This window comes from Vibrio sp. 1978, from assembly GCF_033344345.1.
Genome location: NZ_JAWPOP010000008.1, coordinates 104877 through 122299, shown reverse-complemented (window position 1 = coordinate 122299; position 17423 = coordinate 104877). Strand labels below are relative to the sequence as shown.

Annotated in this window: 16 protein-coding genes; 8 read left to right on the top strand and 8 right to left on the bottom strand. The window is 45.4% G+C overall.

Translation table 11 applies throughout. The features are described 5' to 3' along the window. Positions 1 to 73 precede the first annotated feature (73 nt). The 4 genes from R8N49_RS10420 to R8N49_RS10405 are packed head-to-tail and all read right to left on the bottom strand — an operon-like array spanning position 74 to position 6351. Positions 74 to 436: a DUF2799 domain-containing protein gene (locus R8N49_RS10420; RefSeq protein WP_005379633.1), complete on the bottom strand. Its 363-nt coding sequence runs from the start codon at positions 434 to 436 to the stop codon at positions 74 to 76. Positions 437 to 485: 49 nt separating this feature from the next. Next, complete coding sequence (locus tag R8N49_RS10415) at positions 486 to 833, bottom strand: gamma-glutamylcyclotransferase (RefSeq protein WP_005379626.1); 348 nt, start codon at positions 831 to 833, stop codon at positions 486 to 488. Positions 834 to 877: 44 nt separating this feature from the next. Continuing rightward, a complete protein-coding gene (locus R8N49_RS10410; protein ID WP_318189963.1) occupies positions 878 to 4642 on the bottom strand; it encodes a translocation/assembly module TamB domain-containing protein in 3765 nt (1254 codons plus the stop codon). Then, complete coding sequence (locus R8N49_RS10405; protein WP_005383121.1) at positions 4639 to 6351, bottom strand: autotransporter assembly complex protein TamA; 1713 nt, start codon at positions 6349 to 6351, stop codon at positions 4639 to 4641. The genes R8N49_RS10410 and R8N49_RS10405 overlap by 4 nt, the downstream gene beginning before the upstream one ends. A 167-nt stretch (positions 6352 to 6518) precedes the next feature. On the opposite strand from R8N49_RS10405, the gene msrA reads away from it, so the two are divergent. Next, the gene (msrA, locus tag R8N49_RS10400; protein WP_017820282.1) at positions 6519 to 7157 is read left to right on the top strand and encodes a peptide-methionine (S)-S-oxide reductase MsrA; all 639 of its coding nucleotides are present in this window, start codon (positions 6519 to 6521) and stop codon (positions 7155 to 7157) included. Between the two features lie 70 nt (positions 7158 to 7227). On the opposite strand, the gene R8N49_RS10395 is transcribed toward msrA, so the two are convergent. Then, a complete protein-coding gene (locus R8N49_RS10395) occupies positions 7228 to 7428 on the bottom strand; it encodes a DUF1107 domain-containing protein (RefSeq protein ID WP_005379612.1) in 201 nt (66 codons plus the stop codon). Positions 7429 to 7643: 215 nt separating this feature from the next. On the opposite strand from R8N49_RS10395, the gene R8N49_RS10390 reads away from it, so the two are divergent. The 7 genes from R8N49_RS10390 to R8N49_RS10360 all read left to right on the top strand — a co-directional run bounded on the left by R8N49_RS10390 (position 7644) and on the right by R8N49_RS10360 (position 13273). Then, entirely contained in the window at positions 7644 to 8195 is a 552-nt protein-coding gene (locus tag R8N49_RS10390) for a YtfJ family protein (RefSeq protein WP_005383122.1), read from the top strand. A 226-nt stretch (positions 8196 to 8421) separates the two neighbouring features. After that, positions 8422 to 8721, top strand: coding sequence for a DUF2607 family protein (locus R8N49_RS10385; RefSeq protein WP_171342796.1), 300 nt, complete (start codon positions 8422 to 8424; stop codon positions 8719 to 8721). 134 nt (positions 8722 to 8855) lie between these two features. Then, the gene (gene zrgA, locus R8N49_RS10380; RefSeq protein WP_017633449.1) at positions 8856 to 9509 is read left to right on the top strand and encodes a zinc uptake protein ZrgA; all 654 of its coding nucleotides are present in this window, start codon (positions 8856 to 8858) and stop codon (positions 9507 to 9509) included. 52 nt (positions 9510 to 9561) lie between these two features. Further along, positions 9562 to 10290: an ABC transporter ATP-binding protein gene (locus R8N49_RS10375; protein WP_033906015.1), complete on the top strand. Its 729-nt coding sequence runs from the start codon at positions 9562 to 9564 to the stop codon at positions 10288 to 10290. Continuing rightward, positions 10287 to 11546 (top strand): ABC transporter permease, encoded by a 1260-nt coding sequence (locus R8N49_RS10370; protein ID WP_318189962.1) that lies wholly within the window; start codon positions 10287 to 10289, stop codon positions 11544 to 11546. The genes R8N49_RS10375 and R8N49_RS10370 overlap by 4 nt, the downstream gene beginning before the upstream one ends. Positions 11547 to 11550: 4 nt before the next feature. After that, a complete protein-coding gene (locus R8N49_RS10365) occupies positions 11551 to 12045 on the top strand; it encodes a DUF3299 domain-containing protein (protein ID WP_005379600.1) in 495 nt (164 codons plus the stop codon). Positions 12046 to 12367: 322 nt separating this feature from the next. Next, positions 12368 to 13273 (top strand): TIGR03899 family protein, encoded by a 906-nt coding sequence (locus R8N49_RS10360; protein WP_005379599.1) that lies wholly within the window; start codon positions 12368 to 12370, stop codon positions 13271 to 13273. Positions 13274 to 13362: 89 nt separating this feature from the next. On the opposite strand, the gene cysC is transcribed toward R8N49_RS10360, so the two are convergent. From cysC to cysN, 3 genes are all read right to left on the bottom strand, one after another. Next, on the bottom strand, positions 13363 to 13980 hold the full coding sequence (gene cysC, locus R8N49_RS10355; RefSeq protein WP_005379598.1) for an adenylyl-sulfate kinase: 618 nt from the start codon (positions 13978 to 13980) through the stop codon (positions 13363 to 13365). Between the two features lie 24 nt (positions 13981 to 14004). Continuing rightward, positions 14005 to 15729 carry an SLC13 family permease gene (locus R8N49_RS10350; protein ID WP_005379596.1) on the bottom strand — a complete coding sequence of 575 codons (1725 nt, stop codon included), beginning with the start codon at positions 15727 to 15729 and terminating at the stop codon, positions 14005 to 14007. A gap of 251 nt (positions 15730 to 15980) precedes the next feature. Further along, positions 15981 to 17411, bottom strand: coding sequence for a sulfate adenylyltransferase subunit CysN (cysN, locus tag R8N49_RS10345; protein ID WP_005379594.1), 1431 nt, complete (start codon positions 17409 to 17411; stop codon positions 15981 to 15983). Between the last annotated feature and the right edge of the window lie 12 nt (positions 17412 to 17423).

Here is a 17423-nt window from a genome sequence, read left to right as displayed (position 1 = left end):
GCATCACTGCTGATACAAAATTAACAAGAGCTGCTCTAGGGCAGCTCTTTTGCTTTCATCTTACCTGTGTCAACTAGATAGGTGCGCCTGCTGAAGACATTCGTCCAGCGTCGTAGTCATGTTGAAAGAAGGGGTCAACATCATCACAAATGCCAAAATACGGCCGCCCGATAACACCGAGCATATAAGCACTTTGCTCGCAATACTCTTGCTTGCCTTGCTGGTAACCCGCTTGATAAGCCATTATCAGTTCTGCCGTCGCATGGTTAACATCATCCAGCTTCGCAATTCGCTCCTCAGATAACTCCCGTAATCCATCTAAAGCTGACTGCTTACCAAACACTTGCCAATCGGTCACATTATTCGAAGTCGGTAGTGTTGTTTGTGCGCATGCAGCAAGAAGCAACGCCATTGATCCAATTACGAATGTTTTCATCGTGACTCCTTAGTGTTTAGCTCGTTGCTATTGATAATGTCAGTATAGCTCACACCTTTTGACACCAATCTCCGGAAGCGATTTCTTCGGTTAATTGCTCAGTATCTTGATATAAGTAGATCCAAGCTTGGCCAAACGGCGTGACGATGCTCTCTCGGCGATACTCCACTGGCACATCTTCTAACCTATCTAGCTCAGATAAGGTTTCACTGTCAATCAGGTACACCTCACCTTGAATCGAGCGTTGCCCATCAGACAACGCTGGATAAGGGCCTAAGTCATACATTGCAAATTGAGCATCCGTTTCATGTAAACCAAGAAACTGCGCCGAGCGCAAATACTGATGGTTGTACTCTCCCTTGCGTAACGTGCCGTAGACAAAAATCAAATGCTGCATAACCACTCCTTAGTCATGACTGTGTATGCTTAGGTTAAAGCACTTTAATCGAACTCAAACTGATAGAGTAGGTCAACGGCGCTATCTACACCAGATACCGCTTCTAAATACAAGTCTTGCATCAATCGGTAACGCACAGTGAACTCACCTAGGGAGTTAAAGATGCCGACACCATATTTCACCTGCAAACCTGGCAGAATATAACCACTCACCGTCACTTGCGAATCATCGCCCGACCCAGCAGTGTCCAGCTGTAAATCTTGTACGCCAAAGGCTTCACCGATTTCACCAACCACACGACCACTCTTCGCCAAGCTTAAACCAATTAAGGTAGTCGTCATTGCATTACCACCGGCTTCACCATCAATATCTTGACCACGAAGTAGATAAGAAAGTGCATTGGCTTGGTTCATCGCGGGCTCTGAGAAAATTTCTATACTCGGATCAGATGCTGGGCCCGACACTTGTACCCCCGCAATGACATCATCTTGGGTATTGTCTGGATTACGAATCGCTTTGATAGACAAGTAAGGTTGATCTGGTGGACCATTCATCAGGATCTTACCTTCTTTAATCAATAAGTCCTGACCAAACGAACGATAAGAACCGTCAACAACATTCACTTCACCAACGATGAAAGGACCTTTGTCTTTTTGTGTCACGTTTAGGTTCCCTTTCAACCCACCTTTTAAGCCAAAAGCGGCAAGTTGGAAGTCATCACCAATTTTAATGTTGATGTTCGTTTCCACATCAAACGGCATCGCAGCCACATCGTCCACTGGTTGCAAGTTTTTATCGAGAATAACGGTATCACTCGATACACCTACCGCACTTGGTGGAAGCTCTTCGACGACAATTCTTCCCCATGGCAAATTAATATCACCCTCAATTTTCGCAAGCTGAGGGGTCACATCTATTGTCATGTCAGGCTCAACCTTGATTTTTACCATTGGAGGCAAATCAACATTGAGCTCTTTAGCAAATACACGCGCTTTAGTGCGCCAGTTCTGTAAGTCCTGCCAGTCGGCATCACCGGTAACGTTCAACTCACCATCCGGGGTTAAAATTCCGGCATTCAAGTCCGCTTGATGACCTTTAAAGTTGATGACGACCTGCCCTGAGTTTATATCTATCGGTGTGACTTCACCCTGTAGCTTCATTTGGTCAATCAAGAACTGACCGTTCACCTTCGGATGCATAACGTCACCTGATATCGCTAGGTCAGTATTCATGTTTGCTTTAAACAAGCTGTACTCACCAATCAACGGTGCCAAGAAGTCCAAGTGGAACGTAGAGAGTGAAACCTTACCATCAATAGTGGGCTTTTCAGACGAGACATTCAGTAAAGAAACCTTACCAGACAAGTCACCGTTATCTTTCACATCAAATAGCCACTCGGCATCAAGCTTGTCTTTCGCTAATGCTGCTTTAAAGTTGAAGCTTTCCCAACCGACTTTAATTGGCTGTTCAAGCGCTTGTTCAACTTGACCTTTTGGCATATTGACACTTAAGGTTACTTCAGGCTTTTTCTCTGGTGCCCATTTAGCAAAAGCCTGTGCATTAACCGAGCCTTGCAGCTTGGTTTCTGGCGGCAGGAATTGTTTGATTTGGTCAAAATCAAAATCATTGATGGCTAACTTCGCCTGGCCACTCTTACCGACACTAATGTCTTCGGTTAGACATACGCTCGACTCCGCTTGCAACCAACAATGCGCTTGAACGTTCGCGATCTGTTTGTCGATATTGACCTTCACCGTGGTCGATTTTTGCAACGCCCACGGGCCTTGTTGCGAGCTCAGCGTCAAGCGGCGCAGCGCCCCATTCCAAATCATTTCTGGTTTCTGCTGGAATGTCCCTTCAATTTCTAAACTGGTCGACACCAGGTCAGACACTACATCGAGCGTCAGTTGATGCAGTTTTTCATCCCCAGAGACTTCAAGGTCAGCACTATCAACTTTTATGTCGTCATAGGTAATGTTGTTCGCAATTAGGCTTATGTTCGCTTTTGGTGCTGGCAGAGGCTTCACATCACCCTTTAAGGTGATCGTTTCTACGTTCGCCTGTTGCTGCCAGTTTATCTGATTTAAAGCGAGATCAAGATTGATGTCTGGTTCTTTCAAGCTACCACGTAGTGCGACTTTACCTTGCATTTTACCTGCAAGATCCGGAACACTTTTCGCAAAGTCAGGGAAGTTAACCTCAACATCCATCAGAATTTGCTTATCGATCTTACCCTTTGCACTGAGTTGGTTTGGACCATGAGAAAGCGCTAAACCCTGAGTGGTAAGTTGGATGTCGTCGCCTTTGCCGTTTTTATCAGACGCTTCAAGTTGCCCTTCAACATTCAGCGGATACCCTCGCAAAATGCCGTCAATGTCTAACTTAGGCAAACTGACTTGCCAACCGCCTTGCTCTGTTAACGACCCCGAAGTCGAAAGGTTACCGCTGATATCCCCTTCAGCTTCTTTCCATTGTAAACCTGGTTGAATGTTTTTCAGGTTCAAGTCAGCTTGCCAGTTGATTGGCGCGGCCCAATTGGCCATGACTTTCCCAGAGAGTTCGCCCCCTAAGGTTTTCACTACAAGGCTTTCGAGGTCAATTTGCTCTAGCGTACCTTTGCCGTTTAGTGCGACATCAACGGCGGGAATATCTTTGCCCGAAGCTTTGGTTTCTAATGCGACTTCGTAGCCATCAAGTGAGCCTTTTGCCACCAAGCTTGGTACAGAAACCTGGTAATCGCTTTGTCCAAATAGCGGCCATTGCGCCTGTACATTTTTAATCGCGACATCAAACGGCAACTGTGTTTTAAGCGGTTGAATATCACCTTTGATCTCCGCTTGTACAAGCTCAGAAAGCGTAGCATTTAGTGACAAATCACCAACCGAACCCGACACCGAAAGCGACAGTTTTTGTCCCTTCGCATCCGCTTGCTTCACTAACGCGTCCAATTGCGCTTTGATAGGGTAATCAGAAGAAAGCGTCACTTGTGTGCTCAACTTGCCTTCCACTTCTGGCATGTCGAGCTCTAACGTTTTGACATCAACACGTTCACCGCCTGCTCTTGCAACCAAACCAAGATGATTGACGATCACTGGCGTTTCACCCGCCAGTTTGAAATTGTGAATATCAAGACGACGCGCTTCAACCGTCAGTGGAATCCATACTTCGGGTAACACAATATCTTGCGGCGTAACGTCAGTTTCTTTCGGCTCCTCGGCAGCCGCTTCAGGTTTAGCCTCACTTGGTGCTAAAGCCACATTAATGTCTTTCAACGCGGTAGGTGCGATCACCAAACGATCACCCTGCATCGACAAAGCGGTCGAGAATGTTTGCCAATCAATTTGATTGCCCAGCACATTGACATTGATGTCATTAAAGCTGACTTTATTAACAAAAATTGGCACTGGCGTACTGATAGAACGCAGTGGTGGCGTTTCCTCTTGCTCCTCGCTTGCTGGCGGTAGCTCTGGCATCTTAAAGTCAAGCCCCTGCAGTCTTAACTCATCGACACAGACCTTAGGGTCAAAGAAACAGCGGAAGTTCACTGCCAAAGCTAAACGCTCGACTTTGGCGTCGATATTCAAAGACTCATCGACAAAACTGACGTTATGCAGTTCGAAGCGAGGAAACAATGAACCCTGCACTTTTTCAATCTGCAATTGTGGTAGTGCTTTTTCGGCTCCCCACAAGGCAAATTTGAGGCCTGGGTGGGTAAATAAAACTGTCGCGACAATAATGATGAGCAACAGCAATAGACCAATCAAACTGAGCGACAGCCATTTGGTCCACTTAAACATCATTTTGATCATAGCTCAGGCCCCAATGAGAAGTGGATACGAAACTCTCGTTCTGGTTTTGCATCCAACCCCCATGCAAAATCAAAACTAACAGGGCCCACCGGAGACGCCCAGCGGATACCAACACCAGCACCTGATTTCCAATCTGGTGTTTCATTAAACGCATCACCAATATCGTAAAACGTTGCAGCCCACCAGTTTCCATAAACACGATATTGGTATTCTAATGTACTGCTAACAATGTATTTACCCCCCGTCAGGGCGCCACTCTCATCCACAGGTGAAATAGATTCATAGCCGTAACCACGAATATTATTGTCACCACCAGCGAAGAAACGCAGCGACGGTGATAGTTTTTCAAGTTCATCGGTAATATTCGCACCACCTTCTAAGCGGAACAAACCACGATGATTCTCTCCAATACCACGAATCCAAGAAGTCGAGCCAATTAAGCGGAGCACTCTAGTTTCAGAAAGCATAGCGGTATCACCATACTCAATAGTGATGCTTTGCTTGTCTCCCCACATTGGCATATTGCCCCCTCGAACCCTAGTCCGAGAAAATGTCGCACCTGGAAGTACGAAGTTGAATTCATCATCTTGTAAACCTTGCGTAAAGCTCTCGTACAAATGACGAACATAAACGGTATTATGCCAACCACCGTCTGCTAACCAATGACGCTCCACTGCAAGGTTAGACTCGATACTCTGCGTGTCACGGTTGTCTAGGTTTTTAAGCCCATATTGAACTTGATAATAATCGTTAGCGACATCTTCTAAAGGAATTTTGTAAGAAGCAGTCACGGTTTGCTCTGGCTTAGATAGGGATAAAGCAGTGTTGAAACTGTGTCCTCGGGAGCTCACCCAAGGTTTCTTCCACTTCAACGTTCCTCGAACGCCGACATCCGTTGAGTAACCAATACCCGTCTCGATCTGATTCTTAGAAGCAGGAGATAAAGACACTTTAATTGGCAAGTCTCGGCCATCATCAAGCCTATCCAATTCAGGCTCAACAAAAACTGAGGAAAACCACTCCGTATTTGATAGCTTCTGGTTAAACTCGCCCAGCTTCGAAACGTTGTATGGGTCCCCTTCTTTAAAAGGTTGTAGTGATGCGACACGGTCTTCCCAGATGTGGTTGCCAATAAAAGAAACGTCGCCAAAATTGAAACGTATTCCACTGCTGTAGTGCAAACGGACATTAGCTTCGTTCAGATCAGGGATAACCTCTAATCGACTTAGCGTAAACTCACCATTGAAGTAACCACGCTGAAGCGCCAAGTTACGAATGCCTGACTTAAGGCTGTCGTATTGGCCTTGATTCAAAACTTGGCCAACTTTGAGCGGAGAGCGCTCAATAAGTTTTGCAAATTCTTCATCGTCCTTGGCCTCTCCAGTGATGACCACATCCATGACTTTCACTTTCACTGGCAAGCCCGGCTTGATGAGCACAATTAACTCATCATTCGCTTCAGGAATAGAGTATGAAATTTTTGCATGATAATACCCAAGCGCGTTAAGCGCTTCAGTGATACTTTGATCTAATCTCGCTTGAAAACGCAGAGAAGTGGAGTAATCCTTCTCTGGAATAGATGATAGATACGCACTGACATTCTCTTCTAAAGCGCCATCAATGCCTTTCAAAGTCAAAGAAACATCGGCATAGGCACCATGAGAAAAGGCAAACAGGCCAACAATGGTGGGGAGAGCTTTTTTTATCATGCTTTTATGGCTGAATGAGGTTAAGTAAACGTAAATAATGATAACGCCAATTAGATTCTAAGTCTGTAATATTAATAGGTTTAACGCGGTCTATGTCATCACAGCATCAGATACAGACGAAATGAAAAAGTTCGCAAATTTAAGACACGTATTGAAGGACAAATACCATGCTCAACAAACAAACATTGATCAGTATAGAAGATGCCTTGCCAGGTAGAGATCAACCAATGCAGATTGACGATCATCATTTTGTAAATAAATCTAACCTAAAGGCGCCTCTTGCGTCACACCAACAGCAGATTTTGCTCGGAATGGGCTGTTTTTGGGGCGCTGAGCGCGTATTTTGGCAACTCGACGGCGTTGTATCTACTTCGGTCGGTTACGCTGGGGGGTACACACCCAATCCCACGTATGAAGAGGTCTGTACAGGTAAAACGGGTCATACAGAAGTCGTACGAGTCGTTTTCGATGAACGCGTCATCTCATTAGAAAAGCTACTGGCTGTTTTTTGGGAAAAACACGACCCAACTCAGGGAATGCGTCAAGGTAACGACTTAGGTACTCAATATCGTTCTGCAATTTACACTTATTCGACGGGGCAACTCGAGAGCGCAGAGAAATCGAAACTCTTGTATCAGCAAGCACTGCAAGAAGAGCAACGCGCGAACATCACCACCGAAATACAACCAGCAGGTCCGTATTACTTTGCGGAAACCTACCACCAGCAATATTTGGCGAAAAACCCTGATGGTTACTGTGGCATCGGAGGAACGGGAGTTTGCTTCCCACCAAGCCTCCAAGGATAAACCTAACCAGCAACAAAAAGAGCGACCGATATGGTCGCTCTTTTCTAAATCTAAGTGGGTACCAAGCTAACTAAGCCGATAATGATGCTATCACTTGGTTGACTTCTTTAAAGATGGTGAGCCTTTTATGATCGTTGACGTCAGGTAGTAACACTTTGCCATTGTCGAACTGAAAACAGCCAACCCCAACAATAAAAAACTGACCTTTGAACAACGTTTTAACAAAACGGGCCACTTGTAATGGTCGATATACAGCAAACTCACGTAGCATAACTCACCTCAATTCCTTTGAGAAAACACGGATTGCTTATTTTTCCTCTGCAATCTTAATGCGCAATTTGCGACGGAAATCATTTTAGCAAATTCTAAATATAACGCAAGATTACACCACTCCATACGTTAAATAAATGTTATCAACGGTCCTACAAATTTCTAAGATCTGGATATATACTGGAAGCTTCCAAACCTCGTACGGAATATAACAATATGAAAACTAAGACTCTCCTACCTCTACTACTGGCCTTAACGCCAAGCTTGACCTTTGCACACAACTTGTCAGTGGGTAAAAGCGTTCCTCCTGTCAATGTTGCCGCTTACGGCGAGATTGTTTTACAAGGAGAAGGCGTTGCATACCAACCCTGGGCAACTCAACATATGCAAGGCAAAGTTCGTGTTATTCAAGCCATCGCAGGCCGTAGCAGTTCAAAAGAGATGAATGCCCCTTTAATGTCGGCAATAACAGCGGCAAATTTTCCACAAGAAAGCTACCAGACGACGACTATCATCAACCAAGATGATGCAATTTGGGGGACAGGCTCTTTCGTGAAGTCTTCAGCTCAAGACAGCAAAAAAGAGTTTCCTTGGTCATCCATGGTTCTTGATGAAAATGGCGTAGTTGCTAATACTTGGGACCTGAAAGAAGAAAGCTCGGCCATTATTGTTCAAGACAAAACGGGCAAAGTTCTGTTTGTCAAAGAGGGCGCACTTGAGCAAGATGAGATAACAAAAGTCATTGAGCTTATTAAACAGAACATCTAGCTTCATTGAATGGCTCCTTATTCTTGTTGTAAGGAGCTATATGAATTTGATTAGAAGCATGGGCAGTGATAACTCTGCTCTTTATAAGTGCGACACTTCCACAGAGAGTATTACCAATATTTTTCGGCACGCATGTGTGGAGTTAAATTTTTCTGCTAGCCAACAAAAGAGTGAACTTTTATTCATTATGGGTGTTATATTATAACAGTCGGTAAGAGGAGCTCAGATGTACCACCACCAGCAAAAAACACTAAGATATTGGTATCGCACTGCTTTATTTTTCAGTATTGCGTTGCTGATCGCTTGGAACTTTGCGGTTGTACTTCATCAAGTCGATCTGACGCCCGACCATCATACCCATCATCATTGCCAATTATTTTCTGGTGTTCAGCACGGTATAGCAAAGGTACAACCTACCCTCTCTACACCGACTTTTACGCGCGCCCAGCATCATCATGTTTTTTTGCATCTCGTGTACGGCGAAGAAGTTCTTGGCGCTGCTCGTGCCCCTCCTTATTTTGCTTAATTTCCAAACTATTCCACACTCAAAATTATTGAGTTCATTTCCGCACCTAGTGTGTCAGGGAACAATAACTTAGTGAAACTCGAATCTGAGCAATACCGCCTTTGGTTAATGCCAGTAAAATTAGGAAAAATACAATGTCATCAAAACACGTTTTAGCCCTTGCTATTGGCCTCACTTTATCGACAGCAGCGAATGCAAACGAATACCGCCAGCATGGTGCTCATGTGCATGGTCACGTCGAGTTTAATATCGCCCAAGATGGCAAAGATCTGTTAGTAGAGATCACAGCTCCTGGAGCTGATGTTGTGGGTTTCGAACATGCTCCAGAAAACGCGCAACAAGAGCAAGCGCTTAAACAAGCCGTCGCTACACTCGAAGACAGCAACGCATTGTTCGCTATTAACTCACAAGCTGATTGTAATATTGAAGAAGCTTACGTGAGCCACAACCTAAGCGAAACTCATGAGGAACATGATCATAGTGAGCACGACCATGATGACCATGCACATCACGATCATGAAGGGCACGAACACCATGATCATAATGAACATCATGATAAACATGACCACCATGACGCTCATGATGAGGCGCACGATCATGGCGGTCACGGTGAATTTTCGGTGCAATATCGCTTCAATTGCGAACAAGTTAATCAGCTTAGCCAAATCCAAACCGATTGGTTTAACCAATTCCCAACTACAGAGTCCATCAGCGTCAATATATTCACTGATACCATGCAATCAGCAATTAAATTAAGCAAAGATAACACCCAAATCGTAATCAAATAACACGAGTGGCGTGTAAGTACCCACTTACACGCCACAGCTTTGGTGATTTAATATGACTGAAACCACACCAAATGTTGTCGAGCTAGAGGATGCCCAATTTTTCTGGCCCGGTTCAACCAACCCAACCATCCACATCCCCAAATTACACATTACACAAGGCGAGCATGTGTTTATCAAAGGTCCAAGTGGCTGCGGTAAATCGACCTTGCTCGCTTTGTTGACGGGGATTAACACATTAACTTCAGGCTCTCTATCTGTTCTCGATACTGACCTTGCTAGTTTAAGTGCCAGTCAGAGAGACCGCTTTCGCGCCAATCATATTGGCTACATCTTTCAACAGTTCAATTTATTGCCGTACCTTAACGTACTTGAAAACGTATTATTGCCATGTCAGTTCAGTAAAATACGACGTGACCGTGCCCATTTAGGTGCCTCATCTCAAGCGTTAAATGAACAGGCTCAGGCCCTACTAGAACGACTGCACTTGCCAAACGAGCTTCATACACGCCCTGTCTCTGAATTGAGTATTGGTCAACAACAACGTGTGGCTGCGGCTCGAGCTCTGATAGGACATCCAGAGTTAGTGATCGCTGACGAACCAACCTCAGCTTTAGACTATGACAATCGTAAAGCATTTATTGAGCTCCTTATGGAGCAAGCGAATCAAGCCAATGCCACACTGGTATTCGTTAGCCACGACCCAACACTCGAACCCTTATTCGATCGCACGCTCAATCTACCCGACATTAATCAAGTATCTAGCCTAGGAGCCATATCATGAGTGCTGTAGTAAAGCTCGCCTGGAAAAGCTTGATGAACCGCAAAGCGACGGCAATTCTAACCATCATGACCGTTGCGATTTCAGTGTTACTCCTCTTGGGCGTCGAGCGTATCCGAACTCAAGCCAAGGATAGCTTCGCCAATACAATTTCAGGCACTGACCTCATTATTGGTGGACGCTCTGGGCAAGTGAACCTATTGCTCTATTCTGTGTTTCGTATTGGTAATGCGACCAACAACATCGATTGGAAAAGCTACCAAGAGTTTGCCAACCATCGTTCAGTCGATTGGGCTATTCCAATCTCGCTTGGCGACTCGCATAAAGGCTTCCGAGTTATGGGAACCAATCACAGTTACTTTGAGCATTACAAGTTTGGAAGTAAGCAACCACTAACATTTAGCAAGGGTAGAGAATTCAATGGTTTATTTGAAACCGTGCTAGGTTCTGATGTCGCTAAACAACTTGGTTATGATATCGGTAGCGAAATCATCATTGCCCACGGCATTAGCGACGTTGGCTTTAGCCGTCATGACAATCTGCCATTTAAAGTTGTCGGTATCCTTGCACCTACAGGAACACCAGTCGACAAAACTGTCCATGTATCATTGGAAGCCATCGAAGCCATTCACGTCGGATGGGAAAGTGGTGCGCGTTTGGGCCCGACACCCAAGGCACAAGATCTCAAAAACAGAGACTTTCAGCCCAAACAAATTACCGCTATGCTCGTTGGTTTGAAATCTCGTATTCAAACTTTCGCCCTGCAAAGACAAATTAACACCTACCCCAAAGAGCCGCTCAGCGCCATTATGCCCGGCGTTGCGTTGCATGAGTTATGGGGAATGATGTCGGTTGCAGAGCAAGCCCTAATGGCAGTATCTGGTTTTGTCGTGATCGCAGGGTTGTTAGGTATGTTAAGCAGTCTATTAACTAGCCTACAGGAACGCCGCCGTGAAATGGCGATTTTGCGAGCCATGGGAGCAAGGCCTCGTCATGTTTTCTCACTATTAATTAGTGAAGCTAGCTTGCTCACTGCTGCTGGTATTATTACTGGCGTTACTGGGCTGTATGCCATTCTGGCTATCGCGCAGCCGATCATCCAACAGCACTATGGAATACATCTCACCTTAAGCATCTTATCTACTTATGAGTGGATGCTATTAGGTTTCGTACAATGCGCTGGTATTGTGATTGGTTTCATTCCCGCACTCCGCGCCTACCGACAGTCACTGAGTGACGGAATGACAATAAGGATTTAATAAAATGTGGAAAAAAATACTCGCAAGTTGCTTGCTGGTCGTCGCATTCACAGCGCCTGTTATGGCCAGCGAAGAACCATTAAAGCTTGACTGGATTGACCTTGTTCCAGAAAAAGAGCGTAAATTGTTCGACAGTATAGGCATGCCTGCATCTGATCACAGTGGTGGCGCAGCCCAGCAGTCCAAGATTGGTAACGTTCGACCAGAACTGAACGGAAGCCAAGTTAAAATTCCAGGGTTTGTTATCCCACTTGAAGGTGATGCCGATACCGTCACCGAATTTTTATTGGTGCCATATTTTGGAGCTTGTATTCACGTGCCACCACCGCCTCCAAACCAGATCATTTACGTGAAGTTTCCGAAAGGCGCGCCTGTTCAAGAGTTGTGGGATGTTATATATGTGGTTGGAACGTTGAAAACCGAGACGATAAACCACGAACTGGCAGAAACGGCTTACGTTATTGAGGGATCAGAAATAGAAGCCTACGACGATATGTAATTTAAGTCGTCGATAAGCCTCGCTACACCTAAGGCGTCACACTGGCGCCTTTTTTAGCTTTGTGCTACACGATATAACGAGATAAATACGCTAATACGCCCACATAAATAACCAAAAGAAACGCTATCGACAGGTGCTTTTTGAGTTTACCTGCTTCTGAGAACTTCATAGCCCCTCCAAAATAACGATAACAATTTTAACAACTCATTATCATTTTGAATAGCCCTATTCGTTCAAAAACTGAGAACTCCTGTCTGGTCGCTTGGTCAGATAAGGTGTAAATTTAAACGTGCGAACCGCGCAGTTCTTGGTAGGAAAACGAATGGCAGACCCGACAAAGCAACCTGTTGTCATCGAACATCAGTCAGACACAAAAAAAAATACGCAACAAGAAAAGAAACAAGGCTACATAAAAGACAGTGCTAGTAAGGTAAAAACCATAGCCCAAATACACGGTCTTGACGCCTTACTGCAAACCGAACCGCCAGCCAAATCTGCGTTTGAAAGAGCCCAATTGCGAGAGCAAAGACGCCAAGAACAGCGACAAAAAAACTTAGAACAGATTTTAAAATTAGCGCACAGTTCATGCCGAGATGAGACAGCGGGAGAGCCAGACCAAGATTGGTTGCATCGATTTTTTGAGATGGCTCAAGACATCCATAACAGCGCGATGCAAAAGCTATGGGCTCAAGTGATGAAGCGTGAAGTGACCAATCCGGGTTCAACGTCCATGAAAGCGTTGAAAACCCTCAAGGATATGTCACCAAAGGAAGCACAAACTCTGCAAAGAGCCGCCTCTTTAGCGTGCAGTTTTGGAGGGGATCACAGCAGAAAACTGCTGATTGGTTACAAAGCGCAAGGAGGCATATTTAGCTTCGGCAAGCGAGACGTCGCTAACAGCCTAAATATGGGAAGTTTTCAACTGCCGTATTCAAGCTTGTTGCTCTTAATTGAATTAGGGCTGCTGCACAGTGCCGAACTTGAATCTGGCGAAATTAGTATCGAGACACCGTTGGTCCTCACCTACCAAGGTAAAAACTTATCACTGAACGTAAACAGCAAAGGTGTCCGCCTTTTATATTACCGCTTCACACCGACAGGTAATGAGCTCTGTACCTTACTCGGAAACAAACCACATGCCGAATACTACGATCAAATGCTTGCACTGTTAAATCATAGGTTTAGTGTCCATAGTGAAGCTAAAAGTACGGTTCATCATACCGTCTAGCCAGCTTGAGAAGCATTTGTTCACCTATGATCCAAATACTTCTCAAGCTGCTCAAAGAGCTTTAGGTCACCTATGATCTAAATGCTTTTTTATCGAATCACACCGCGTTGTTTAAGATCGATTAAGCACAAATCCACCAGCTCATCGACACTCTTTTCTCCCGCGGGCAAATCGATTTCAGGGTTCTCTGGCGCTTGATATTCCGAATCAATACCAGTGAAATTAGGAATCTCTCCCGCACGGGCTTTACGGTATAAACCCTTAGGATCTCGACCTTCGCAAACCTCTAGAGATGCATTGACATACACTTCGATAAACTCGCCTTCTGGCAATAAATCGCGCACTAACTTCCGCTCTGCACGATGCGGTGAAATAAACGCCGACAGAACAATTAAACCCGCATCTGCCATCAACTTCGCCAGTTCACCAATGCGACGAATGTTCTCGCGACGGTCCTGTTCAGAAAAACCTAAATCGCTACACAAACCATGTCGTACATTGTCACCATCCAATAAATAGGTGTGGTAACCCAATGCTGCAAGGCGATTTTCCAACGCCCCAGCTACGGTTGATTTACCCGCTCCAGATAAACCAGTGAACCACAATACGGCAGGTTTTTGCTTCTTTAATTCAGCACGAAACTGTTTATCAACCGAATGCTGGTGCCAAACAATGTTTTCATCTTTTACCGTCGTTTCGGCAGTCATAACGTATCCTTGTAAATATCGGAATTAAAACGGGAAAAAGACCGGGATCAAAGTAAGTACTAATACAGAGTACACAATCGAAATTGGCACTCCAATTCTCACGTAGTCGGTCAATTTGTAATTTCCTACGCTGTACACCAGCAGGTTAGTTTGGTAACCGTAGGGAGAGATAAAGCTCGCACTCGCGCCGAACAAAACCGCCATGATGAATGGCATCGGATCCACGCCATAACCCACCGCCATGCTATAGCCGATAGGAAAAGAAAGCGCAGCCGCGGCATTGTTTGTCACCAATTCAGTGAGTACCAATGTCATGATATAAGTCGCCACCAAGGCACCAAATACTCCCCAGCCATTAAACGCTTCAATAAACATCACTCCCATTCTTTCTGACAATCCAGAAGAGATCATCAGTTGAGCAATAGACAAAGCGGAACCGACAATCACGACGATATCAATCGGAAAACGGCGGCGCAGTTCTGAAATCTGCACAATACCAAACGCAATAAGCGCGATAAGGTACGCAGCTAGACCTTTAATAATCGGTACTAACTCTAATAGAGCGCATCCAATTACGGCTGCAAAGCCCAGTAATACAATGGAAGACTTATTAGTATCAAGCCGAGCGCTAGAGTCCAAGTCATGCACTAAAACAAACTCTTTACGATGAGCTCGGCGTTCAGACTCAAAACGCTTGCCTGGAACCAGAACTAACGTGTCCCCTGGCGCTAAGGTAATGCTACCCAAGCCACCTTCTAGGCGTTCGTGGCCTCGGCGAATCGCCACAACAACGGCATCGAATCGGTCGCGGAATCGGCTCTCTTTGAGGGTTTTGTAGCAAAACGTCGCCGACGAGCTCACCACAACTTCGATAAAGTTTTGCCCATTTAAGTGCTGCTGACCAAACAACTTGAGGCCCGGAATTTCTTGCAGGGTCGCGACGCTCTCAACATCGCCACAAAATAACAGGCGGTCTTTTGCATTGAGCACAAAATCCGGTCCCACAGAAGAAACAGTAACACCATCGCGCACCACTTCTGCAAGAAACAGTTTGCGCAGCGCACGTAAATTATTCTCGCTGATCGTACGCCCAACTAACGGTGAGCCTGGCTCAACGCGAGACTCAAGAAAGTAAGGTAAATCTTCTTGGTTTTGATCATCATAATTCGGTAGCAAGTAGCTGAGCGGGATAAGAATCAGCATCCCTCCCACCAGCACAGCCAAACCTATCATCGTGGGTGTAAAAAAGCTCAGGCTCGGTAAGCCTGCGTCTTCGACAAAGCTGTTGATGATTAAGTTAGTCGACGTACCAATCAAAGTTAACGTGCCACCAAAAATGGCGGCGTAAGACAAGGGAATAAGTAATTTCGAAGGTGCATGCTGCTGATTACGCTTAATCGCCCCAATCAATGAGACAACCACAGCGGTATTATTCGTAAATGAAGAAAGCAAGGCGGTCGACACACCGAGCTTAGCAATCACGCTGCCTAACTGGCCCTCAGAGATACTTCGGCTCACCCAACTGATCAGCAGTGTTTTTTCTAGAGCACAGGATGCAAGAATCAATAGAACCAGGGTTAACAATGAAGAGTTGGTAAAATTGGATGCGATAGTGGCTGAATCCATCATCCCAGCCATGAATGCAATAAAAGCGGCACCCGCAAAGACATAACTAGGCTTAATTTTCGTGACAAGCAAGCAAGTGATAATGCCAAGCAAAATCGCTAACACAAACCCTTGTTCCCACATAGCCTTTCCTTACCAAATAGCCCCAAAGGGCACAACAACGACTCATTTATCCATGAGACACCGACAAACGAGTAAACAGACAAAAATCAGCGCAAGCGAAAAGAACATCAGAATGCTCGGTTTTCTTGGGCTCCACCGAAGCATTCTGGTATTAGGAGAATACCTAACGACATTTCGCAATTCAGTTAGGTAGCGACGCCCCAAGTACAGCAGCAGACAGTGTCTGAAATTATCGTACTTGGGTGAGCCAGTTACTTTTTCAGCAACTGGCTGACGTCTTTTGCTTCCCAGTGTGGGAAGTGTTTACGGACAAGCGCATTAAGCTCAACTTCAAACGCAGAGATGTCCGTCAAATCGCGCTCAACCACGGCGAGGCTCTCTTTAACCATGCCGGCACCAACCGTCACGTTCGTCAGACGATCGATAATGATAAAGCCACCGGTATCTGCACAGTCTTGATAATTGTCCAGCGCGACTGACTCATTAAGAGACCATTCACACAAACCAATACCATTCAATGGCAGCTCTGCCGAGCTATGAGTCGAGAGATTATTAATGTCATATTGATGACGAATCGCTTCAACATGACCTACGGTTTTCTTACCTGCGATTTTGATGTCATAGTCACGACCCGGTTGCAGGGGTTGCTCTGTCATCCACACCACATCGGCAAGCAAATGGTTTGTGGTTTCCACTTGAGCATTATCTAGAACAATTAAGTCGCCACGGCTAATATCGATCTCATCGCTTAGCGTCAGAGTGACAGCTAATCCGGCACGAGCTTCTTCGATATCACCATCAAAGGTCACAATACGTGCCACAGTTGACGTTTTACCCGATGGCAATGCTTTAATGGCATCACCGACTTTGATCGAACCAGAAGAAATGGTCCCCGCAAAACCACGGAAATCGAGGTTAGGACGATTAACGTATTGCACAGGGAAGCGGAATTCACCCGCGCCTTTTTCTTGATCCACATCGACCGTTTCAAGAAGCTCAAGCAATGATGGGCCTTTAAACCAAGTCAGGTTTTGGCCTTTATCCACCACATTGTCCCCTTCAAGCGCTGAGATCGGGATGATTTGAATATCAATATCCCCTGTCAGATTCTCAGAGAACTTCAAATACTCGTCGCGGATCTCTTCAAAGCGCTCTTGCGAGTAATCCACTAAGTCCATCTTGTTGATCGCCACAACAAAGTGCTTCAAGCCCAACAGGTTGGAAATGAAAGAGTGACGACGAGTTTGATCGAGAATGCCCTTACGTGCATCAACCAGAATCACAGCTAAGTCACATGTCGATGCACCTGTAGCCATGTTACGTGTGTACTGCTCGTGTCCAGGAGTATCTGCAATGATGAATTTACGTTTCTGCGTCGAGAAATAGCGGTAAGCCACATCAATCGTGATCCCCTGCTCACGCTCAGCTTGTAAGCCATCGACCAACAACGCAAGGTCAGGCTTTTCACCCGTGGTACCCACACGTTGGCTGTCTGAGTGCACTGCCGCTAGCTGATCTTCATAAATTTGTTTTGAGTCATGGAGTAAGCGACCGATTAATGTACTTTTACCGTCATCCACCGAGCCACAAGTCAAGAATCTAAGTAACGACTTGTACTGGTGTTGTGTTAAATAGCCTTCGATACCAAGCTCGGCTAATTGAGCTTCAACTGCACTGTTCATTATCTTTCCTTA